General features: G+C 73.9%; 12 protein-coding genes and 1 pseudogene. 5 read left to right on the top strand and 8 right to left on the bottom strand.

The features are described from left to right. Nucleotides 1–49 precede the first annotated feature (49 nt). Complete coding sequence (locus tag OIE67_RS33150; protein ID WP_326627874.1) at nucleotides 50–703, top strand: hypothetical protein; 654 nt, start codon at nucleotides 50–52, stop codon at nucleotides 701–703. A gap of 14 nt (nucleotides 704–717) precedes the next feature. On the opposite strand, the gene OIE67_RS33145 is transcribed toward OIE67_RS33150, so the two are convergent. The 5 genes from OIE67_RS33145 to OIE67_RS33125 are packed head-to-tail and all read right to left on the bottom strand — an operon-like array spanning nucleotide 718 to nucleotide 9,278. Continuing rightward, the gene (locus OIE67_RS33145) at nucleotides 718–2,139 is read right to left on the bottom strand and encodes a glycoside hydrolase family 28 protein (RefSeq protein WP_326627872.1); all 1,422 of its coding nucleotides are present in this window, start codon (nucleotides 2,137–2,139) and stop codon (nucleotides 718–720) included. Nucleotides 2,140–2,177: 38 nt separating this feature from the next. Next, nucleotides 2,178–3,170, bottom strand: a complete 993-nt coding sequence (locus tag OIE67_RS33140; RefSeq protein WP_326627871.1) for a hypothetical protein — start codon at nucleotides 3,168–3,170, stop codon at nucleotides 2,178–2,180. After that, nucleotides 3,167–5,722, bottom strand: coding sequence for a family 78 glycoside hydrolase catalytic domain (locus OIE67_RS33135; RefSeq protein WP_326627869.1), 2,556 nt, complete (start codon nucleotides 5,720–5,722; stop codon nucleotides 3,167–3,169). Before OIE67_RS33135 ends, OIE67_RS33140 begins: the two co-directional genes overlap by 4 nt. Nucleotides 5,723–5,736: 14 nt before the next feature. Continuing rightward, the gene (locus tag OIE67_RS33130; protein WP_326627867.1) at nucleotides 5,737–7,236 is read right to left on the bottom strand and encodes an alpha-L-fucosidase; all 1,500 of its coding nucleotides are present in this window, start codon (nucleotides 7,234–7,236) and stop codon (nucleotides 5,737–5,739) included. After that, entirely contained in the window at nucleotides 7,233–9,278 is a 2,046-nt protein-coding gene (locus OIE67_RS33125; protein ID WP_326627865.1) for a beta-galactosidase, read from the bottom strand. Before OIE67_RS33125 ends, OIE67_RS33130 begins: the two co-directional genes overlap by 4 nt. Before the next feature lie 140 nt (nucleotides 9,279–9,418). Between OIE67_RS33125 and OIE67_RS33120 the strand changes: the two genes are divergently transcribed. Together OIE67_RS33120 and OIE67_RS33115 are read left to right on the top strand one after the other, a co-directional pair. Then, the gene (locus OIE67_RS33120; protein WP_326627863.1) at nucleotides 9,419–12,496 is read left to right on the top strand and encodes a glycoside hydrolase family 2 TIM barrel-domain containing protein; all 3,078 of its coding nucleotides are present in this window, start codon (nucleotides 9,419–9,421) and stop codon (nucleotides 12,494–12,496) included. Nucleotides 12,497–12,583: 87 nt separating this feature from the next. After that, nucleotides 12,584–14,254, top strand: coding sequence for an acyltransferase (locus OIE67_RS33115; RefSeq protein WP_326627861.1), 1,671 nt, complete (start codon nucleotides 12,584–12,586; stop codon nucleotides 14,252–14,254). A gap of 144 nt (nucleotides 14,255–14,398) precedes the next feature. On the opposite strand, the gene OIE67_RS33110 is transcribed toward OIE67_RS33115, so the two are convergent. The 3 genes from OIE67_RS33110 to OIE67_RS33100 are packed head-to-tail and all read right to left on the bottom strand — an operon-like array spanning nucleotide 14,399 to nucleotide 20,228. After that, a complete protein-coding gene (locus OIE67_RS33110) occupies nucleotides 14,399–15,631 on the bottom strand; it encodes a GDSL-type esterase/lipase family protein (protein ID WP_326627859.1) in 1,233 nt (410 codons plus the stop codon). Further along, entirely contained in the window at nucleotides 15,619–18,525 is a 2,907-nt protein-coding gene (locus OIE67_RS33105) for an alpha-L-rhamnosidase (protein WP_326627856.1), read from the bottom strand. Before OIE67_RS33105 ends, OIE67_RS33110 begins: the two co-directional genes overlap by 13 nt. Further along, the gene (locus OIE67_RS33100) at nucleotides 18,522–20,228 is read right to left on the bottom strand and encodes a glycoside hydrolase family protein (RefSeq protein WP_326627854.1); all 1,707 of its coding nucleotides are present in this window, start codon (nucleotides 20,226–20,228) and stop codon (nucleotides 18,522–18,524) included. Before OIE67_RS33100 ends, OIE67_RS33105 begins: the two co-directional genes overlap by 4 nt. A 139-nt stretch (nucleotides 20,229–20,367) precedes the next feature. Here OIE67_RS33100 and OIE67_RS33095 point away from each other — a divergent pair, with 139 nt between their 5' ends. After that, on the top strand, nucleotides 20,368–22,266 hold the full coding sequence (locus tag OIE67_RS33095) for a glycoside hydrolase family 127 protein (protein ID WP_326627852.1): 1,899 nt from the start codon (nucleotides 20,368–20,370) through the stop codon (nucleotides 22,264–22,266). A gap of 94 nt (nucleotides 22,267–22,360) precedes the next feature. Then, nucleotides 22,361–22,624, top strand: a pseudogene (locus OIE67_RS33090) (BTAD domain-containing putative transcriptional regulator); the annotation flags it as partial. Nucleotides 22,625–22,758: the final 134 nt, after the last annotated feature.

The following is a 22,758-nucleotide window of genomic DNA, read 5'->3' as shown; positions in this document are numbered from 1 at the left end:
GGACGATCACCGATGATCCAGGCGGGCGGTGCGGGGCATCGTGGCAACCATGAACCCCGCGAACCGCCTGGCCCAGATCTCCTTCACCGCCGGACCCGCTGCCCTGCTGGCCGGTTGGTTCCTCATGCGTCCCATTCACGGGGGCCTGGAACCGGGGCCCTGGTGGACCGCCGCGCACGCGCTGTGGCTGGCCGCCTTCCTGATGTTCGGCGTGATGACGGCGGCGATGCGCGGCCTGGCGGGGCCGGTGACGGGCGGGCGGCGGGTGGCGGTGACGGCGCTGACGGGGCTCGCCCTGTTCAGCGTGGCCGCCAACCTCGCCCAGCTCGGCATCGACCTGTACGCCGGATTCGCCGCGGCGGACGGGGCGGCGCTGCGGGCGCTGCTGGAGCAGGTGCAGGGCTACCCGGGGGTGGACCCGCTGGTGTACGGCCCGGGGGCGCAGCTGTTCTACGCCGCGCTGCTCGTCCAGGCGGTCCTGCTCGGCGTGCTGCGCCGGGTGACGCCGGTCAGCGCGGCGGTCACGGCCGGCGGCGTGGTGCTGCTGGCGGCGGCCACGTTCATGGACGGCAGGGGCTCGAACCTGGTCGCGGTCGGCATGGCGGTGCTGTGGCTGGGCGCGCTGCTGCTCGGGCGGGGGACCTCGGCCGGCGCGGGCGTGAGCACCCCGTCCAGGGAGCTGACGCCCGCGGCCCGGCCATGATCGCCTGCCGCTGATCAGACGCGGTGGCCGTTGACCCGGACGTTGCGCAGCTCGAATCCGGTCACGTCGGTCACCACGTCCGGCTCGGCCATCTCCTCGAAGACGCTGTCGCTCACCCGCACGCCCCTGATGGGGTTGCCCGGATTGCCGATCAGGGTGAACGCCCGCGGCGCCCGCCCGGCCCGCAGGCGGCGGATGTCGATGCCGCCCACGTCGGGGAAGTAGGGGCCGGTGTGCTTGTTCTCGTAGTTGAGCGCCACCTCCACCACCGCGTCGGCGGCCTGCCCCACCGTGATGTCCCTGAAGTACAGGTCCCGGACGTAACCGCCGCGCTCGGGGTTGGTCTTGACCCGGATCGCGCGTTCCAGCCGGGCGCTGCTCATCGTGCAGTTCCAGGCGAACACCCAGCGCACGCCGCCGGTCGTCTCGCTGCCGACGGTCACGCCGCCGTTGCCGTCGCGCATGACGCACGAGTCCACCAGGATGTTCACGCACGGCTCGTCCACCCGGCGCCCGTCGGCGTTCTTGCCGGCCTTGACGGCCACGCAGTCGTCGCCGGTGTTGAACTCGCACCGCTCGATCAGCACGTCCACGCACGACTCGGGGTCGCAGCCATCGTTGTTGGGGCCGTTCGGGCTGTCCACGGTGACCTCGCGCACGGTCACGTTCGAGCACAGGACCGGGTGGATGTTCCACATGGGGGAGTCCTTGACCGTCACCCCCTCGATCAGCACGTTGCGACAGCGGTAGAGCTGGATGAGGTTCGGCCGCAGGTAGTGGCCCGCGCCGAAGACCCGCTCGGCCACCGGCACGCCGTCCTCGGCGAGCTGGGCGAGCAGCTTCTTGTCGGGACCCTCCGAGGGGGCGGGGTCGCTCGACCAGTCCCACCAGTGGGTGGCGTCGGCCTGGCCGTCGATCGTGCCCCTGCCGGTGACGGCCACGTTGGTCCGGCCGTGGGCGTAGATGAACGGGGAGTAGTTCATCAGCTCGATGCCCTCGTACCGGGTGGCGACGACGGGCAGGTAGTCGGCGGGGTCGCGGCTGAAGCGGATGGTGGCGCCGGCCTCCAGGTGCAGCTCCACGTTGTCGGCCAGGTGGACGGCGCCGGTCAGGTACGTCCCCGCGGGCACCAGCACGCGCCCGCCGCCCGCCGCCGAGCAGGCCGCGACGGCCTCGGCGAACGCCCCGGTGCACTTCGTGCTTCCGTCGCCGACGGCCCCGTGGGCGGTGACGGGGAAGACGCGGCGGGGGAAGCGAGGCGGCCGGATCCGCCGCCTGATCGCCGGCACCCGGCTCCACGCCGCGGCGGCCTCAGCACGACCGGCCTCTGCGGTTCCCGCCACAGCGGCACCAGCCTGGGCGGGACCGGCCACGACCGGTGTGGCCAGTAAGCCGCCCGCGGCCACGGCCAGAAATCTCCTGCGGGACTGTTCCATCGGTGTCCTCCGTCTGTGTGTGGGGGCCGCGCGCCGGCTCACGACCATGCCACGGACACCCCCCGCCGCTCGGTCATCGAGTGTTCGCCCACCCGGTACGGCTCGGCCCGCCGCACCGCCGTGTAGAAGTGGTGCAGGTGCCCGTCGCGGGCGACGACGGCGGGCTTGTGCGCGTAGGTGTCGTCGGCCGAGCCGGGCGGCCCCACGTCGACGAGGATCTCCGTGCCCTTCTCCCAGGTCCGCAGGTCGCGCGAGACCGCGTACCCCTCGCGGGCGTGACCGTCGAACGAGAGGCCGAAGTAGAACATCACCCACCAGTCGCCGTCGCGCAGCACGCACGGGTCGGAGGCGAAGCGCTCGTCGAACGCGCCCGCGCCGCCGTTCGGGATCACCGGCGTGCGCCGGGGCCGTTCCCAGCGGACGAGGTCGGGGGAGACGGCGTAGCCGATCTGTTCGCGCCAGCCGTCGTAGGTGCGGTTCTTGGCGTTGTAGAAGCAGTAGTAGAGGCCGTCGTGGCGCAGCAGCCACGACTTGTACAGGCCGCCGCGCTCCCATGCGCCGCCGTCCTGCGGGCGCAGCACCGAGCCGGTGTCCGTCCAGCTCAGCAGGTCGTCGCTGACGCAGAAGCCGATGATCGCGGCGCCGGTCTCCATGCCGGGCTCCGGATAGGCGTGGTACGTGCCGACCGCCCGCCCGCCGATCCTGCTCACCTGGCCGGCCGAGTGCAGCCGGTTGTCCCGCACGATCGAGGTCAGCGCGGCGTTGTAGCGGCGGTAGGGGTGATCGGCGTCGCGGGGGAGCACCACCCTGCCGCGCGACCAGGACTCCAGGTCGCGCGAGCGGCTCAGCGCGGTCTGGTAGCCGGTCCCGTCGAAGCCGACGTACGTCATCAGGTACTCGCCGCCGTCGGAGCAGACGAACGGGCAGTCCACGAAGAGCGAGTCGAACCGGCCGGGCTCGCCCGACGGCCGCACCAGCAGCCGGTCCGCCTTGTACGGGGTCCTGATCCCGGCCGGGTCGTAGCCGCTCACCGGCGGGCCTCGAACGTCCAGCGCCCGGCGGGCACGTCCCAGGCCCCGGCGCCGGCCGCGACGGCCCCCGCGGGCGCCGTGTGCCGGTCGAGGCCCTGACCGGACAGCGAGTCCGGCAGCCGTACCTCGGCCGAGGAGCCCGGCGGCACCTCCACCTCCAGCGTGAACTCCGTGTCCGAGCGCCGCCACGACACCCCGGCCCGTCCGTAGGGGGTGGCGGTGCTCGCTCGTACCGACTCCAGGTCGCCCGGCGCGGCGGGCGCGACGAGCAGCCGGCGGAAGCCGTTCGAGCCAGGGGCCTGGCCGAGGCCGCCGAGCCCCCGGTAGAACCAGGAGTCGATGGCGCCCAGCATGTAGTGGTTCTGCGACAGCCCGGACGTGGGGCCGTCCCAGGCCTCGGTCAGGGCGGTGGCGCCGTGGCGCACCTGGTAGCCGTAGCCGGGGTGGGTGGTGGAGGTCGCCCACGCCCACAGCGCGTCGTGCCGGCCGGCCCGGGCGAGCACCCGGAACAGCGCGGGCAGCACGACCTCGCCGACCGTGATCTCGCCGGCGCGCACGGCGCCCGCCAGCCGGTCGAGGGCGTCCGGCTCGTCCGGGGTGAGGCCCATGTCCAGGGTCAGGATCCGCGCCGCCTGCGTCCGGCAGCCGGCGAAGCGCCGGGCGAAGGCGGCCACGACGTCCTCGGCCAGCGCCGTGTAGCGCTTGGCGTCGTCGTCGCGGCCCAGGACGGTGGCGGCCCTGGCCAGGGTGGCCGCCGCGCGCCAGTAGCCCCAGGTCGAGGGGAGCGCGACGGGCGTGCTGGAGTCGGGGGCCAGCCAGTCGCCGAGGCCCTGGCTGGTGATGCCGTCCTCGGCCCGGCTCGTCAGGTAGCCGACGTAGCGGCGCATCGCGTCGTAGTGCGTCTCCAGCGCGGTGGTGTCGCCGTAGTGGCGGTAGAGCTGCCACGGGAGGCGGACCAGCGCGCCGCCCCAGTTCGGGTCGTCGCGGAAGCCTCCGTCGAACACCAGGTACTCGGGGGCGATGTCGGGCACCAGGCCGTCCCCGGTCTGGGACTCGGCGATGGTGACCAGCAGCTCGCGGGAGTAGGCGGCCACGTCGTAGTTGTAGGCGACCACGTCGAACAGCAGGTGGACCTGCTCCAGCCAGCCCAGCTTCTCCCGGTGCGGGCAGTCGGTCATGACGCTGTACATGTTGCCGCGCACCGCACGGTCGATGATCGTGTGGATGTCGTCGAGCAGCGGGTCGGAGGTCTCGAACGTGCCGATGTGCTCGTTGTCCGCGCGCAGGACCAGCGCGGTCAGCGCCTCGGCGCCGACGTGCTCGGGCAGGCCCTGGGCCTCGACGTAGCGGAAGCCGTCGTAGCGGAAGCTCGGGTGCCAGGTCTGCGGGCCGTCCTTGGTGGTGTACACGTTGAAGACCGGCGCGCCCGTCGTGGGCTTCGACTGCACCACCCGGCCGTAGGCGTCGAGCTGGTCGCCGGGCACCAGCCGCAGCGTGCGGCCCGCCGGGAGGTCGAGGTCGAGCTCGGGCCAGCCCGCCACGACCGCGCCGACGTCGAAGACGGGGGTGCCGTCGGCGGCGACGAGCCTGGCCGTGGCGGGCAGCTCCTCGGTGATCCTGATCGGCGGGCAGGCCCTGGAGCGCAGCATGCCGGTTCCCTCGGGCCTGACGGTCACCGGGCGCCAGCCGGAGCGGTCCGCGCCGGGGGCGTCCCAGCCGGGCGGTTCCAGGCGGGCGTCGTGGTCCTCGCCGCCGTACCAGTGCGAGCGCGTGGTCGGCCCGTGCGTGGCCAGCCAGTCCGCGCCGGTGGTGAAGCGGCCGGAGGTCCCGTCGGCGTAGCGGACCTCCAGCTGCGCGATGGCGCGGGGCGAAGCCTTCGAGCCGTAGAACTTCATGTAGCGGTCCTGGTGCGGGGCGACGTGCGCGATGCCGGGCCCGAGCGCCAGGCCGAGCGTGTTCGCGCCGGGCCGCAGCAGCTCCGTGACGTCGTGGACGGCGTAGGCGACCCGCCGGCCGAAGTCGGTGTACGGCGGTTCCAGCACCGCGTCCGTCACCGGCGCGCCGTTCACCGAGGCCACGTAGACGCCGAGGCCCGCCACGTACAGGCGGGCCGCTACGACCGGGCCGGCCAGCGTGAGCTCGCCCGCCAGCAGCGGCAGCGGGCAGCCTTCGCCGACGCGGGGGTCGCCGTCCGCGCCGTGCCAGTCGGGGTGGGTGATCCACTCGGCGCTCCAGTCGGCCGCCTTCAGCAGACCCAGCTCGAAGCGGGCCTCGTCGCTCCACCCCGACCAGTTCCCGTCGCCGTCGCGCACGCGGACCCGCCAGTGCACGGTGGCGCGGCTGGTAAGGGGGTGGCCGTCGTAGGTGACGCGCTGGTCCGCCGAGTCGACCTCGCCGCTGTCCCACAGGTCGGCCGCGCCGGGAGAGGAGCCGGCCCGCACGTGGTAGCCGGTCTGCGTGGGGGCGCCGGCGAGCTGCCAGGTCAGCGGGGGGCGGGTGAGCTCGATGCCGAGCGGATCCGTCAGGTCGCAGGTGCGGAGGTTCGTCACCATGCAGGAGCTCCTCGTCAGGTGATCTTGATCATGTGGGCGGCGCGGGTGGGCGGCTCGGGCGGCAGGTCCGCGTACAGGGCCTCCGGTTCCAGCCGCCAGCCGACGGGGCCGTGGCCGAGCAGTTCGACCCGCGCGGGGGCGCGGTCCAGCAGTCCGGCCGCCGTGCCCAGGCTGGTGATCACCGCCGTGCGGTCCCGCGGCCAGGCGAGCAGCGTCGCGTAGACGGCCTCGCCGCGCCGGGTGAAGCGGATGTCGCCGGGCAGGTAGGCGCGGTCGGCCTCGTTGTAGTGCTCGTAGCCCCTGACCGCGCCCAGGCCGGTGCCGCCTTCCGCGGCGCGCAGCCAGGGCGTCGTGCCGTACACGCCCTCGCCGCACACCCGCAGCCAGGCGCCCACCTCCGCCAGCAGGTCGCGGGCCCGGGCGTCCACCGTGCCGTCGGCGTGCTGGGGGATGTTCAGCAGCAGGCAGCCGTTCTTGCTGACCACGTCGATCAGCGTGTGGATCACCTGCTGGGCCGACTTGCGCGGATGGAACATCGGGTCGTCGTCCGCGCAGTCGAACCACTCGCCGTCGCTGGTGTCGAACTGCCACGGGTACGGCTGCGCCGCGTCGAGCTGGCGGCGCTCGCTGTCCAGCAGCACCGCCGTGCGGTCGCTCTCGGGCACGTCCTTGATCGTCACGATGCCGCCGGTCGGGCACGTGTTGTAGTAGTGGGCCAGCAGGTCGAGCCCGGCCTTGCTGACCGGCTCCGACTCCACCACGCTGCCCTCGTCGAACGGCAGCCGGCCGTCGTCGAGGTAGACCAGGTCGGGGCGGTAGCGGTCGAGCGCCTGGCGGACGCGGGCGTAGAAGCGCGCCGACTCCGCGGCCGGCGGCCTGGCTCCGGGGTCGTGCCGGCGGGGGTAGAGCTCGGCCGGGTCGAGGCCCTCCCACCAGGTTCCGGCGCCGTCGCGCGCGGTCAGCGCGCCGTCGTACGGCTCGCCGGTCTCCGGGTCCCGGCCGTGGGCCACGTCGAGCCAGCGCCAGGTCCAGTTCTGGTGGAAGCTGAGGCCGAACGGCAGCCCCGCCGCGCGGGCCGCCCGCTCCCACGCGCCCACGATGTCGCGGCCGGGGCCGACCCGGGCGGCGTTCCAGCCACGCTCACCCGAGTCCCACAGGTCGAAGTTGTCGCAGTGGGTGGCCAGGGCGACGAAGTAACGGGCGCCGCCGGCGACGTAGAGGTCGATCAGCTCGTCCGGGTCGAACCGCTCGGCCCGCCAGCGCGGGAACAGGTCCTTGGCGCCCTCGCCCCGGTTGAAGTGGGTGCGGTGGTGGGCCCGCTGACGGGCGGCCCGCCTGCTCTCCCACGGCTCCGACCAGGGCTGCGTGCCGTAGAGGTGGCGGGCGTACCAGTCGCCCGAGCGCGCCACGGACTGAGGGCCCCAGTGCGACCAGATGCCGAACTTCGCCTCGCCGAACCACCGGGGGAGCTGATGGCCGCGCAGCGACTGCCAATCGGGGAGGAATGTCGTCATCTCACCACTCGCACCTCGAAGGGGGCCAGCCGCAGCGGGCCCGGCCGCAGCGGCTCACGGGGCCCGGTGACCTCGGTCGCCGGGCCGGTGAGCGTCACCGTGGTCTCGCGGCCGGACCAGTTGTGCGCGAACCAGAGCCGCTCGCCGCCCGCGTTGACCGCCGAGCGCACGCTGACCTCTGGCGCGTCGGCGACGACGAGCCGGCCGGGGTCCGGGGCGGCTGAGCGGAACAGCTCCGCCATGAGCCGCCGGCCGGGCAGCGTGCCCACGTAGGTCACGGTGCCCGCGCCCACACGGTTCCGGGTGATCGCGGGCCAGCGGCCGAAGTGGGGGTGGTCGTAGCGCGCCAGCGGCTCGGCGCCCTCGGGTTCGAGGCCGTCGGCCCAGTGCCTGGCCACGTCCTGCCCGCCGCTCCAGCGCAGGGGGACCGGCTTCAGCAGCGTCGAGTATTCGAGGTAACGCACCCCGGCCAGGGCGCGCAGCGGGCCGGGCGCGATCTCGGTGCGGGCCCTGGCCTCCTCGTCGGCGTAGCCGGTGCGGAAGGTGAGGATCAGGTGGCCGCCGTCGCGTACGTACGCCTCCAGCTCCCCGGCGAACTCCCCGGACAGGCAGTAGAGGGCGGGCGCCACGATCATGGGCAAACGTTTGAACTGCGTGGGCGCCATGAACGCCGCCTGCCGTCCCGCGTCGGCCGCGCCCTGGTAGAAGGCGGCCATGACGCGTTCGTAGGAGTCGGGGTCGGGTGAGCGGCCGTCCAGGGTGAGTGGCGGCTGGAAGGTCAGCGCCCACTTGCTCTCGTGCGAGTACAGGAACCCGACGTCGGCGTCCGGCGTCAGGCCCGTGAGGTCGCCGGCCGCCCGCTCCAGCTCCGCGCCCAGAGCCGCGATCTCGTCGTAGACGCGGCCGGGCTCCGGAGCGTGGCCGAGGATGCCGCCCCAGTACGTCTCCGCGCCGTACGGCAGCGTGTGCCAGTGCCAGTACGAGATCATCTCCGCCCCGCGCGCCACCAGGGCCCAGGCCGCCTGGCGGAGCTGCCCGTCGTACGGCGGCAGGTTGAGCTGCGAGCCGGCGATCGACGTGGCGTTGGTCTCGGTCACCCAGAACCGGTCCTGCCGGGAGGCGTACATCCGGTCGGCGGCCTGGAACAGCCCGGCGGGCGTGGTGGTGAACCAGGAGATCTCGGCGGGCGCGTCGCCGTCGTCGTGGACCAGGGCGTCCTGCGGCAGGTAGTAGGCGTTGCCGCTGGTGACCGTCAGGTGCTCCGACAGCCGGACGTCGTGCAGCGCCGGCCGCTGGTAGGCCAGGCACGTGGTCAGCGCGCGGTCCCCCGGGACCAGCTCGCGGACCAGGCGGGCCTGCCAGGCGATGAACTCCGTGGTCAGCTCGGCCTGGAACGTGCGCCAGGCCAGGTCGTACGACGGGGTCGTGTTGCCTTCAGGGCGCCACAGCTCGTCCCAGCCGGCCAGGCGGTGCGACCAGTAGGTCAGCCCCCACTCCGCGTTGAGGCGCTCGACGCCGCCGTACCGCCGCGCCAGCCAGGTCTTGAACCGCTCGAACACCGGCTCGTTGTGGATCAGGTGCAGGCCCGGCTCGTTGTCGAGCTGGACGCCGAGCACGGCCGGATGCCCGCCGTGCTCCCCGACGACGGCGCGGATGACGCGCTCGGCGTAGCGCAGGAAGACGGGCGAGGTGAAGTCGATCTCCTGCCGCGCGCCCCACGGGATGCGGCGCCCGTCGGCCCGCACGACGGCCAGCTCGGGGTGCTTGCGCTGCAGCCACGGCGGGACGGCGTAGGTGGGCGTGCCGAGCAGCACCTTCATGCCGCGCTCGTGCGCCGCGTCGAGGACGGGCGTCATCCAGTCGAGGGCGAACACGCCGTCGCGCGGCTCCCAGGTGGACCAGACGGATTCGCCCACGCGGATGGTGTCGATCTTCGCCCGCGCCATCAGGTCGAGGTCGCGTTCGAGGTCGGGGGTGCGCTGGTATTCCCAGTAGTAGGCGGTGCCGAAGCGGATGCCGGTCGTCGGGGTTGGAGGCGTCATGAGATCCCCAGCGATGTTAAAACGATTTATTGAATGATATATTTATTCATGCCTGGATGTCAATGCCTGTGAGATCTGGTGTCGTGCGGGGCTCCCCTATAGGGTTAAAACGTTTTGTCTCACCCGGGAGGACCGTTCGGATGGCCGCATCCCCTGTCGACGCCCCGCTCCGTTTCCACGAGGACCCGGCGCCCGGCTCCGGACGGCGGGCGGCCCGCGCGGACTTCGTCTCCGACGCGCCCCGGCTCTCGCTCAACGGCCGCTGGCGCTTCCGGCTCTCCGGAACCGCCGAGGGGACCGGCCCCTCGCTGCCCGACCCGGACCTGGACGACACCGGCTGGGACACGATCCGGGTGCCCGCCCACTGGGTGCTCGAAGGCCACGACCAGCCCCTTTACACCAACACGGCCTACCCGTTCCCCATCGACCCGCCGTACCTGCCGGACCGGAACCCGACCGGCGATCATCGCGTCCGCTTCGACCTGCCGCCCGGCTGGCCGGCCGGGCGCAGCGTGCTGCGCTTCCAGGGGGTCGACTCGTGTGGCACCGTCTGGCTCAACGGCGAGCTGCTCGGGCACTCCAAGGGCAGCAGGCTGCCGTTCGAGTTCGACGTCACCGGGCTCATCAGGCCCAGGGACAATCTGCTCGCCGTACGCGTGCAGCGCTGGTCCTCCGGCAGCTACCTGGAGGATCAGGACATGTGGTGGCTGCCGGGCATCTTCCGCGACGTGGAACTGCTGTCCCGGCCCGAGGGCGGCATCGACGACTTCACCGTACGCGCCTCCTACCGCGGCGGCGCCGGCACCCTCCTCGTCACCGCCGACGCCCCCGGCCAGGTGGAGGTCCCCGAACTCAGCCTGGCCCTCGCCACCGGCGAACAGGTCACCGTCCCCCGGGTGGAGCCGTGGAGCGCCGAGCACCCCCGCCTCTACCGCGGCACGCTCACGGCGGCCGGCGAGACGATCGAGCTGGCGATCGGCTTTCGAACGGTCGAGATCGCCGGCGGCCGGCTCCTCGTCAACGGCGTCCCCGTGCTGTTCCGCGGGGTCAACCGGCACGAGCACGACCCCGACCGTGGCCGCTCGCTCGACCGCGCCACCATGATCCGCGACATCGAGCTGATGAAGCGGCACAACGTCAACGCCGTCCGCACCGCCCACTACCCGCCGCACCCGGAGTTCCTGCGCCTGTGCGACGAGTACGGCCTGTGGGTGGTGGACGAATGCGACATCGAGACGCACGGCTTCATCTACGCCGGCTGGGACGGCAACCCGCCCGCCGAGCCCATGTGGCGCGAGGCCCTGCTCGACCGCGCCCGGCGCATGGTCGAACGCGACAAGAACCACCCGAGCGTGGTCATCTGGTCGCTCGGGAACGAGAGCGGCAGCGGCTCCGCCTTCGGCGACATCGAGGACTACATCCGCCACCGCGACCCCACCAGGCCGCTGCACTACGAGCGCGACCCCAGCTACCGGCACTCCGACTTCCACAGCCTCATGTACCCGTCCCTGTCCGACCTGGAACGCATCGGGCGGCGGGCGGAGGAGCCCCCCGAGGGGGTCGAGCCGGGCTCGCCGGACGACGTGCGCCGGCGGGGGCTGCCGTTCCTGCTGTGCGAGTACGCCCACGCCATGGGCAACGGGCCCGGGTCGCTCTCCGACTACCAGGCCATTCTGGAGTCGTACGAACGGTTCTGCGGGGCGTTCGTGTGGGAGTGGATCGATCACGGGCTGGCCGCGCGCGACGCGCTGGGGCGGCGCTACTACCGGCACGGCGGGGACATCGACCACCAGCCGAACGGGGAACGCTTCTGCCTCGACGGGCTGCTGTTCCCCGATCGCACGCCTTCGCCTGGGCTGGCCGAGCTGCGCAAGGCGATCGCGCCGGTGCGGATCACGGTGGAGGGCGGGGAGGTCGTGGTCGCCAACCGGTACGACTTCCTGTCGCTCGCGCACCTCGGCTTCCGGTGGTGCGTCGAGCGGGACGGGGTCCGGATCGCCTCGGGCACCCTGCCCGTCCCCGACTGCCCGGCCCGCACAGAAACCCGCCTCCCCCTCCCGCCGGCGGCCACCGCCGCGCCCGCCACGGTGCCGGTCCGCGACCCGTCCGGCACGGCGCCCTCACGCGGCCCGCACGCTGCCGGGCCCGGCGGTGAGACGTGGGTGACGGTGGAGGCGGTGCTGGTCGAAGACACCCGCTGGGCTCCGGCGGGCCACGTGATCGCCTGGGGTCAGGCCCGCCTCGACCAGCCCGCACCACCCCCTCCCGCCCCGGTCATCGGGCCGGGGACCGCTCCGGTGATCGAGCCGGTCCTGGGGCCGGTCGGAGAGCCGGAGGCTCAGCGCGGGCAGGACGGCGGGGCGGACGGCCGGGCGTACGGGGGAGAGGTGCGGCTCGGGGCGGCGGTCTTCGACGGGCGGACGGGGCGGCTGGTCCGGATCGGTGGGCTGGAGCTGGACGGGCCGGTGCTCGACGTGTGGCGGGCACCCACCGAGAACGACCGGGGTCAGGGCCCGAGGAACGCCCTGGCCGCCGACTGGGAGGCGGTCGGGCTGGACCGCTTCCTGCACCGGTGCGCCGGCGTCGAACGGCCCGGCGACGGCACGATCGTGGTCAGGGGACGCAGCGGCCCAGCCACCCGTACCCTCGGCTTCCGCACCACGTTCACCTACCGCTTGCGCGACGGCGGGCTGCACCTGCTGATCGAGGCCGACCCCGTGGGCGACTGGCACGACACCGCCTACGGCCACCTCGACGTCAACCCGCCCCGCATGGGCGCCAGGTTCGCGCTGCCCGGCGGCTACAGCGAGGTCACCTGGTTCGGCCGGGGCCCGGGGGAGTCGTACGCCGACAGCCACGCGGCCGCCCGCGTCGGCCGGCACGCCCGCTCGATCGACGCCCTGCAGACCCCGTACCTCGTGCCGCAGGAGAACGGCAACCACGTCGAGACCCGCTGGCTGGAGCTGTCGGGCGCCGGCCTGCCCACCCTGCGCGTGGACGGCGAGCCGCACCTGGACTTCACCGCCCGCCGCTGGACGAGCGAGGCGCTGCAGGCCGCCCGCCGCCCGCACGACCTGATGGACTCGGGGCGCGTGTGGCTCAACCTGGACCACGGCCAGCAGGGCATCGGCAGCGCCTCCTGCGGCCCAGCACTGCCCGAACGCTACCGGCTGACCGTCCGCCGCTACACCTGGTCCATCACCCTGAGCCTGCCCTGACCGTCGATGACGCCGCCCCCGCCCGCCGTACCTGATCGCCGCACCCGGCCGATGACGCCGGCCCCGTACCGAGAGGACGCCGATCACATGACAGGACCGACAGGACCGTCCACGTTCGACTTCCGCCCGTGGCTGTTCTGGGACCACGCGACCGAGGAGGAACGCCGCGCCCAGGAGGCCCACCTGGCCGGCATCCGTGAGGAGATCGGGCTCGACGCGGCGGGGAAGGTGTTCATCTCGCCGCTGGCCGCCGTGCACACCGAACGGCTGCGGATGGGCGACTTCTGCTACATCGCCGCCCACGCCTACGTCACCGACGACATCTCCATGGGCTCGGACTGCACCGTCAACCCGTACGCGGTGGTGCGGGGGAAGGTGTCGCTGGGGGATGCCGTGCGGATCGGGGCGCACACGTCCCTGCTCGGCTTCAACCACTCCACCGAGCCCGACCGCCCCGTCTTCCGCCAGCCCGTCACCAGCCGGGGCATCCGCGTCGGGGACGACGTGTGGATCGGCTCGAACGTCGTCGTGCTCGACGGGGTGACGATCGGCGACCACGCCGTCATCGGCGCGGGTTCCGTCGTCACCAAGGACGTGCCCGCCTGGGCCATGATGGCCGGCAATCCGGCCCGCCCGATCCGCGACCGCCGCCACCCCCGCCCGTCCACCGCTCCGGCAGGCGGGGGTGGGCTGGAGAGACGGCTGGTCGCGTTCGCCGGGCGGGCGCGGGAGCAGGCGGGGGAGGTGCTCGCCCGCTGCTGGACCGGCGAACGGTACGTCGACCGTCCCGGCGCGCGGCCGACCGTACGGGCCTGGGCCGACGCCGTCGAGATCGCCGACCTGCTGCTCGGCGGCCCGCCGCCGACCCCGGCCCGCGAGGAGATCGTCGCCTTCCTGCGTGACCGCCAGGACCCGGCGACGGGGCTGGTCCCCGAGATCGGCGCGCCCGGCTCACCCGAGGCGGCCGACGGCGGGCGGCCCGAACTGGAGGGCATCACCGCGTACCACATCCTGTCCGTCGGGTACGCGCTCGACCTGCTCGGCACCGGCTTCCAGCACCCGATCACGGCGGTTGCCGACCTTGCCCCCGAGGACCTGCTCGCCACCCTCGACGGGCTCGACTGGGCCCGTAACGCGTGGACGGCCGGGTCGTGGGTGGACGCGGTCGGGACCGGGCTCTATCGCAACCTGTCCGGTTTCGGGGTGCGGGGCCCGAACCTGGAGACCCTCTACGGCTGGCTGCTGACCCGCTGCCGCCAGGCCCACGGAATGTGGGGCGAACCGGACGGGGACGCGGGGTGGCTGCAGGTGGTCAACGGCTTCTACCGGCTGACGAGGGGGACGTTCGCGCAGTTCGGGCAGCCGCTGCCGTACCCGGAGCGGGCCGTGGACACGGTGCTCGCCCAGTCCCGCGACCCCCGCTACTTCGGCCCGGACACCGGGAACGCCTGCAACGTGCTCGACGTCATCCACCCGCTCTGGCTGACCGCCCGCCAGACCCGGCACCGTCGCGCCGAAGGCGAGGCGTGGGCCAGGGAGCAGCTCGACCGCGCGCTCGGGGGCTGGCAGGACGGGGCCGGACTCAGCTTCGCCCTGACCATCGGGCCGGGCGAGACCCGCACGCCGGGGCTCCAGGGGACGGAGATGTGGCTGGCCATCATCTGGCTCCTGTCCGATTACCTCGGCCTCTCCGACACCCTGGGCTACCGCCCTCGCGGCGTCCACCGCCCAGAACCGGCCATCCACCTCCCGACCTGACCGGCGGGTGGTTCGTCCAGGCGGCCCGCGATCGGCCGACCGGCTCCCGGTCCGACCGGCGGGCGCTTTCTCCCGGCTGCCCGGGAGCTGCTGTCGAGCTCGCGGCCTGGCCCGAGGGTTGCTGCCTCAGGATCGCGCCGCCGTCTATGGACGGACTTGTCGCGTTGCCTCGGAAGCCGGGCGGTTCGGGGGGAGGGGGCGGAGGTCTACTGCGGCGGCCATCGCGTGGTGGCCGGCGGTGCTCGGGTGGAGGTGGTCGCCGCAGTCGTGGCAGGGCAGGAGGCGGGTTGGGTCGGCGGGGTCGCGCAGGGCGGCGTCGAAGTCGGCCAGTCCGTCGAACGCGCCGACCTGGCGGATGAAGGCGTTCACCTCCTGACGAGCCCGTTCCGCGTCGGGGCTGTGGAAGACCGCACCGGCGAACGGGGTGATCGTGGCGCCGACCACGCGCACCCCGGCGGCGTGCGCGGCGGTGACGATGCGGCGGTAGGCGGCGATGAGGTCCTTCGCCCGCGCCCCCGCCCCGAGGTCGTTGACGCCCGCCGCCAGGATCACGGTGTCGATGCCCGGCTTGGTCAGCACCTCGGCGGTGAGCCGCTCCTCGGCCGCGCGACCGGTGCCCGCCGCCAGCACCTTCCCACCCGACACACCCTCATTGGCGACCGCGATCCCGCCGAGGACCGCAATCCCGGTGCCGATCGCGAACTCGTCGCCCGTCCGGTGCCAGTCGCCCGTCCGGTGCTCGGTGCCCCAGGCCAGGAGGTCGGTCCAGCCGTGGCCGGTTACGGAGCCGACGCCGGTGGTGAGTGAGTCGCCGAGGACGGCCACGGTGGACACCGGCTCGGGCGCGACGACGGTCAGCGCGTCCAGCCAGTGCCAGACCGCCGCCTCCTCCGTGTACGCGCCGCCGCCCTCGTCGGCCGCGTGGTCACCGGACGTCGATCGGTACACGGGAGAGACGGCGGCCTGCCGTCCGTACGCCGGTGCCGTGGCGCGGTTGCGGCCGGTCAGGGTGCCGCCGTCGCCCCGCAGGTAGAGGGTGACGGCGAGCCGTTGGCGGGCGTGCACGGGGCCGGGCAGCGGGTCACTGAGCGCCGTCGTCCCCGGGGCCAGCCGCACCTCGGCCAGGCCGCCGAAGGTCAGCCGCCGATTCGAGCCCGCCACCAGCGCCGCCCCGGCCCGCCCCACGCCCACGTACACCCCGCCGAACGTCACCTCCCGGTCTCCGAAGGCGTTGCTCAGCCGCACTCTGAGGCTCGTGCCGCCCACCGTCGTGCGTACCACGTTGCGTACGGTCTGCTCGTGCAGGGAGCCGGGGAGGCGTTCGGTGCCGGCTGCCCAGGTGGTCACCGGGCGGGTGCCGGCGGTCAGGGGCGCCACGTCGCGGTGAAGGTGTGGAGCCCCGAGCCCACCTCGCACACCAGCGCCGGCCCGGTCGCCGGCGTGCCGGACGGGCGTACCGAGGGCGGATCGGTCGCGGGTGAGCCGGTCACCGGCCGGCCTGACGAGCGCACCGAGGCCGGGTCGGTGGTGGGGACGTGGACGGTGGCCAGGGCGCCGGGTGGGACGCGGACCTCCAGGCGCAGCGTGTCCCCGTCCAGCTCCCACCGGCTGCCGAGCCGCCCCAGCGGGGTCTCGTACGCGGCGGACGCCCATCGGAGCAGCCCTCCGACCAGCGGCCGGACGACCGGGCGGCGGAAACCGGCCGAGTCGTCGCGCTGCCCGAGGCCGGCCACCCCGCCGTACAGCCACGCGCCGACCGACCCGAGCGCGTAGTGGTTGAAGGAGTTCATCGCGACGGGCCCGAAGCCGGCCTCCTCCGTCCAGCCGTCCCACCGCTCCCAGATGGTGGTGGCGCCGCGCTTGATGGAGTACCCCCACGACGGATACCGGTCGTCGTGCAGCAGCGCGTAGGCCAGGTCGGCGTGCCCGTGCGCCGACAGGACCGGCCCGAGCAGGCCCACGCCGGCGAACCCGGTGGTCAGCCGCCGCCCGCGCCGCTCCAGGTCGGCCACCAGGTGCCCGACGGCGGCGGGCACGAGGCCGGCGGGCACCAGGTCGTGCGCCAGCGCCAGCAGGTAGCCGGTCTGCGTGTCGCCGGTGATCCTCCCGTCCGGCGCCACGAACTCCCGCGCGAACGCCTCCCCGATGCGGGCGCGCAACCCCGCGTAGCGGGAGTGGGTGTCGAGGTCCCCGAGCACGTGCGCCGCCCTGGCGGTCAGGTCGGCGCTCAGCGCGAAGTACGCGGTGGCCATCACGTCGCGGGACGTCCGCACCCCGGCCTGCAGCCAGTCGCCGTAGTGGCTGCCGACCCGGTGACGCCAGACGAGGCCGGGATTGTGCCGTTCGACGTGGTCCACCCAGCGGCGCATGCTGGGCAGGCTGTCGCGCAGCACGCGCTCGTCCCCGTACACGCGGTAGAGGTGCCACGGGACGACGGTCGCGGCGTCGCCCCAGCCGGGGGTGCCGTGCCGCTCGGTCATCACGTGCGGCACCACGTCGGGCACCGCGCCGCCCACCGCGTCCTGGGCGCAGCGCAGGTCGGCCAGCCAGCCGGTGAAGAACGCGGCCACGTCGGCGTTGTAGCAGGCCGTGGGCAGGAACACCTGCGCGTCCGCGGTCCAGCCGAGCCGTTCGTCGCGTTGCGGGCAGTCGGTCGGCACGGAGACGAAGTTGTCGCGCTGGCTCCAGCGGATGTTGCTCATGAGCCGGTTCACGGTGGCGTCGGAGCAGGTGAACTCGCCCGCCACCGGGGTGTCCGAGTGCATCGCCCGCCCGGTCACCTCGATGTCGGGCGCGCGGCTGCCGGTGAGGCCGTCCGCACGGTCGCCGGGGACGGCGCCCTGGTGATGATCGCCGTTGAGGTCGCTCGCAGCGTCGCCAGGCAGCTCTCCGGGGAGGTGGGTGGTGAGTTCGACGTAGCGGAAGCCGTGCACGGTGAAGCGTGGTTCGAACGTCTCCTCCGCCCGCCCCGCCGCCACATAGTGATCGGTGGCCTCGGCCGAGCGGAGATTGCCGGTGTAGAGGTCGCCGCCGGCGCTCAGCGCCTCGCCGTGCCTGAGCGTGACACGGGTGCCGGGCGCGGCGCCGCGCAGCGTCACCCGGACCCGGCCGGCGATGTTCTGGCCGAGGTCGACGATGGTGCGGCCGTCCCGCACGAAGGTCTCGACGGGTACGAGGTCCTGCGTCACGCGGACGGGTTCGGCGGCCGACGGCACCAGGACGGAGAGGTCGGTGTCGGTCACACGGGCCGGAGCCCAGGAGGAGTCGTCGAAGCCGGGCAGGTCCCAGCCGTGGAGTTCGAGGCGGGCGTCGTACCACTCGCCCATGAGCAGGTCGGCGTAGCGCCGCGGTCCGGTCGTCTCGCGCCAGCTCCCGTCGGTGCCGATCACGGTACGGGAGCCGTCCGCGTGCTCGGCCACGAGCTGGACCAGGAGTTGCGGCTGCCGCCCGTACCGCTGGGCCTGCTGCCGGCCGTCCCAGCCGAGGCTGCCCGACCACCAGCCGTCCGCCAGCACCGCCCCGACGCACAGCGGGCCCTCCCCGGCCAGGTCGGTGACGTCGTACACCTGGTACGGGACGCGCCGGTGGTATTCGGTCCACCCGGGCGTCAGCTCGCCGTCGCCGACGCGGTGGCCGTTGACGCGCAGCTCGTACAGGCCGCGGGCGGTGCAGGCGATCCTGATCGCGGTGGCCGGGCGCAGGCGGACCTCGCGCCGGAAGTGGCGCGGAGCGGGCAGGTGCGCCGTGCGGACGGTGCGGGGCTCGCGGTCGTCCGTGGGCGGCTCGAAGGGCGGCTCGGTCTCGGGGTCGTGCCCGATCCAGGCGGCGGCCCACTCGTCGGCGTGCAGCACACCGGTCCCGAACCAGGACTCCGCCGCCCGCGTCGTGCCGTCGGCGGCCCGTACCTCGACCCGCCAGGCATAGCGGGCGAACGACGTCAGCGGCGCGCCGCCGTAGTCGGCGCTCACGTCCTGGCCGTCGATCCAGCCGCTGTCCCAGACCGGGACGCCGTCGATCCGGCCGCTGTCCCGGGCCGGGACGTCGGCCTGGGGCAGCGGACCGGCCTGGGGCAGCGCCGGAGCGCCGGTCGCGGTGCGGACGGTCACGCGGAAGGCGGCCTGCGCGTCGCCGCGCCGGTCGGAGGCGAGGCGCCAGCTCAGCCTCGGCACGGGCACGCCGACGCCCCGCGGGGTGCCGAGGTGCTCGCAGCGCAGCGCGTACGGGGTCAGCGTCGCGGCGGGCGGGACATCCGCCAGGTTCCAGCCGCTCACCAGGCCCACTCCCGCGCCGGCCGGGTCAGGGCGTAGTCGCGCCGTGGCGCGGTCGGATGGACCTTGCGCCCGCTGTACATCGGCCGGGCCGTCCCCTCGGGGCTGATGCCGATCACGTCGTCGCCGCGCCAGCGCACCCGGTACTCGCGCTCCGCCGCGACCTCGGTGCTCGTCGTCTCCGGCACGGGGAAGGTGACCGTGACGCGCTCTCCCCGGCGCGGCGCGGGGATCGACAGGTAGCCGTCGGAGGCCCACACCCCGGCCTCCGCGCCGTCGTGGTCGCCGGACGGGCGGGAGACGCGGACCTTGGCGTACCCGGCCCATTCGGGCACCCGCAGCCGCAGTTCGGGCAGGTCCTCGTGCACGTCGAGGTCCACCCGGCCCTCGTGGGGAAGGTGGCTGAGCACGGTGACGCTCCGGGTGGCGCGGGTGAGGAGCAGGTTGACGCGGGTGACCCGGTCGTCGGCGGTGACGATCGAGTTCCAGCCCCAGAACAGGCCGCGCACGCCGGAGCCGACGCAGCACGCCTGCACGTCGGCGGTGTGCCCGCGGCCCAGCTCGACGTCGCAGACGTAGTCGTTGGGCGCGCCGTAGCCGGCGAAGGCGCCGAGCACCCGCTCGCCCACCCGTACGCGGGTCGTCCAGCCCGGCTCGTCGCCGGAGGTGTCCTGGGCGGACTCCACCCAGCTCAGGTCGAGCAGTTGCGACTCCACGAGGTGGTTGCGCAGGAACCGCTCCACCACGCCCCAGTACGCGGTGTGGCCCGAGCGGGCCAGCGTGGTGCCGGTGCCGATGAGGTCGACCAGGGAGCAGCTCTCGTGCTCGTAGCGCTGGTCGGCCAGGTCGCCGGGTGTCCAGCCGAACGCCGTGGCCTGGCCGAGGGCCCAGTCGTAGGCGCGGCGCACGAACGCGGTCAGCTCGTGGTCGCCGGTGTGGGCGGCGTACCGGGCGAGTCCTTCGAGCGTGCCCAGCCGGGTGTGGAAGTGCCCGCTGCGGTAGGCCCGCGCGGAGTTGAAACTCCCGTCCTCCCCATAGATGCCGCTCTTGTGCACGATGAGGCGGGCGAACCAGCCGCACAGCTCCAGCGCGTCCTCGTTGCCGGTGGCCTGGTGGTAACGGAGCAGCGGCATGATGAGCCTTCCGCTGAACGAGGCGGGGTCCGGGGCCAGGTGCAGCGCGATCGCGTTGGGGGAGGGCCAGCCGGCCGGCGTGTACTCGGAGGCGGGGTAGAACCACACGTCCCGCTCCTTGATCGCGATCCGCTTGAGCGCGGCCACGTGCCGGTCGGCCAGCTTCCGCGCCTCGGGGTCGCCGTCGGAGACGAACCAGGTGGTCAGCGCGAGCAGCACGGCCCGCTGGTCGATCAGGTTGGCGTTGGCCGCCCATCCCACCTCCGGCCGGGCCAGCCGGTAGCTCAGCCCGTCGGCGCCGAAGAAGCCGGTCAGCCGCCGCCGGAAGCCGTCCTCGGCCTCCCGCCAGGTGTCCCGGCCGGTCATCTGCCTGGCCAGGACGCAGGCGTCGAGCAGCCGGCCGTGGCTGGAGCCCCAGTCCCAGTCGCCGTGCCGCAGCACCGCGGGACGGGCGAGCAGGTCGGCGCTGAAGTACGGTATGCCGCCCAGGTCGTCGTCCGGCAATCCGGTCACCGCGTTCATCGCCAGCGCGGCCCGCTCTTCGAGCAGCACCGTGTCGGGGATCTCGGACATCGCCATCCCTTCGTCGCACATAAATATTCAACTGTGCATAGATTTCCCATTCACCCTCCTTCGCGCCCAGCGTGACGTCAAGGTGTGCATAGATATTCGTATCTTGTTGGATATGTAGACCTCAGGCAGGATGGCTGGTATGAGCGATGATGCGGTGGTGCGGCCGCGCCCTGACGCGGCGGTGACGTTGCGGCCCGCCTCGGGCGGGCGCGTCGAGGGCGGCTTCTGGGGCGCGCGGCAGCGGGTCAACCGCGAGGTCACGATCCCGCTGGGCGGCGAACGGATCCGCGAGTCGGGCGCGTTCGCCAACCTGGAACTGGCCGGCGGTGCCGGAGGGGAGCACCGCGGCAAGGTCTTCGCCGACTCCGACGTCTACAAGTGGCTGGAGGCCGTGGCCTGGGAGCGCGGCAGGGCCGAGGACGAGAGCCTGGCCCGCTCGTACGCCGAGGCGGTGCGTCTCGTCGCCGGCGCCCAGCGGCCCGACGGCTATCTGCACACCCACACCCAGCTCACCGGCCGCCCGCCCTACTCCGACCTGGCCTCCAGCCACGAGCTCTACTGCGCCGGCCACCTCATGCAGGCCGCCGTCGCCGGCCGCCGCGCCACCGGCGACGACACCCTGCTCGGCGTGGCCGGCCGCGTCGCCGACCACCTCGTCAAGGACCTGCCGGGCGACGCGCTCGACGGGCATCCCGAGGTCGAGACGGGCCTGGCCGAGCTGTACCGGGAGACCGGTGTCCGGCCGTACCTCGACCTGGCCGCCCGCATGATCACCGGGCGCGGCCACGAACGGCTCCCGCTCAAGGGCCACCACGGGCCCGGCATCCGGCAGGACCGCGTGCCGCTGCGCGACGCCACCGCCGTCGAGGGACACGCCGTCCGCGCCATGTACCTCGCCGCCGGCGCGACCGACGTCGCCGCCGAGACCTCCGACCGCGGTCTGCTGGACGCGCTGGAACGGCAGTGGCTCGACATGGTGGCGACCAGGACGTACCTGACCGGCGGGCTCGGCTCCGTCTGGTACGGCGAGCAGTTCGGCGGCCCGCACGAGCTGGCCCCCGAGACCGCGTACTGCGAGACCTGCGCCGCCATCGGCAGCGTCCAGTGGTCCTGGCGCATGCTCCTCGCCACCGGGGCGGCCCGGTACGCCGACCTCATGGAACGCACCCTGCACAACGCCGTCCTGCCGGGCATCTCCCTCACCGGCGACCGCTTCTTCTACGTCAACGCGCTGCGGGTGCGCGCCGGAGCCAACCCCGACGACCGGCGCGCCGCCGCCCGCGGCCGCCAGGACTGGTTCGGCACCGCCTGCTGCCCGCCCAACGTCATGCGCCTGCTCTCCTCGCTCGGCCACTACCTGGCCACCCGGGACGACGACGGCGTCCAGCTGCATCTGTACGCGAACGGGACCGTCCGGGCGGGGGACGTGCTGCTGGAGGTGGAGACCGACTACCCGTGGGACGGCCGGGTCGAGATCGTGGTCAGGGAGACGCCGGACCGGCCGTGGACCCTCGCGCTGCGCGTCCCCGCGTGGGCCGACGGCGCCGCCGGCGTGAACGGCGAGCCCGCCAACCCCACCGCGACCGCCGCGAACGGGCCTGGTGGATATCATCGCGTCCGGCGGGCCTGGCGGCCCGGTGACCGGGTCAGCCTGGACCTCGCCGTCCGCCCCCGCCTGACCGCCGCCGTGCCCCGGCTGGACGTGGCGCGCGGGCAGGTCGCGGTCGAGCGTGGCCCGCTCGTCTACTGCCTGGAGCAGGTGGACCACCCCGGCGTCATCGTGGACGACCTGTGCGTGGCGGGGCCGGACCTCAGGGACGGCGCCCCGCTGCCCGGCCTGCCCGCCGAGGTGGTGCCGGTCCTCGCCCGCGGCCGGGCCCACGCACACCGCGCGGAGGACGGCGGCTTCCCCTACCGCACCGCCACCGCCCCCCAGGAGCCGGAGCACGCGGGCCCGGTCGAGCTGACCTTCGTGCCGTACCACACCTGGGCCAACAGGGGCGCGGGCCCCATGACGATCTGGACCCCCATGCACTGACGTCCAGGACCCGAGCCCCCGTCCGGCGGGCCGCGTCACCGCCGGGAACCCATGCGCCGGACGGGCGCGCGGGAGAGGCGACGCCCGTCTTCTGATGATTCGACGCCGCGCATTCCGTAACGAGGCGCTGGAGCTCTGGCGGGGGCCGGCCTTCTCCGGCATGTCGGACCTGCGGGTGCTGGCGACGGAGGCCACCCGGCTGGCCGAGGTGCGGCTTGGAGTGCTGGAGCCGCGGATCGACATCGACCTGCGCCTCGGCCGGCACGCCGCGCTGCTGGCCTCGTTGACCGGCGTGCACTTCATGCGGCGCCGTTTCGACCTGGCCGAGGCCTGCTGCGCCAGGGCCGTGCGGCTGTTCCACGAGCTGGGCGACCGGACGGTCGGGCGGGCGCTGCTGGAGGACGGCCGGGCAGCGGAGGCGGCCATCGGCACGGTGTCCGTCCGCGCGCCCAGGTCCTGGGCGCCACCGGCTCCCTCTACGCCGCCCACGCC

It is taken from the genome of Nonomuraea fuscirosea (assembly GCF_035917475.1).
Classification (GTDB): Bacteria; Actinomycetota; Actinomycetes; order Streptosporangiales; family Streptosporangiaceae; genus Nonomuraea; species Nonomuraea fuscirosea.
This window is presented reverse-complemented; position numbering and strand designations above follow the sequence as displayed.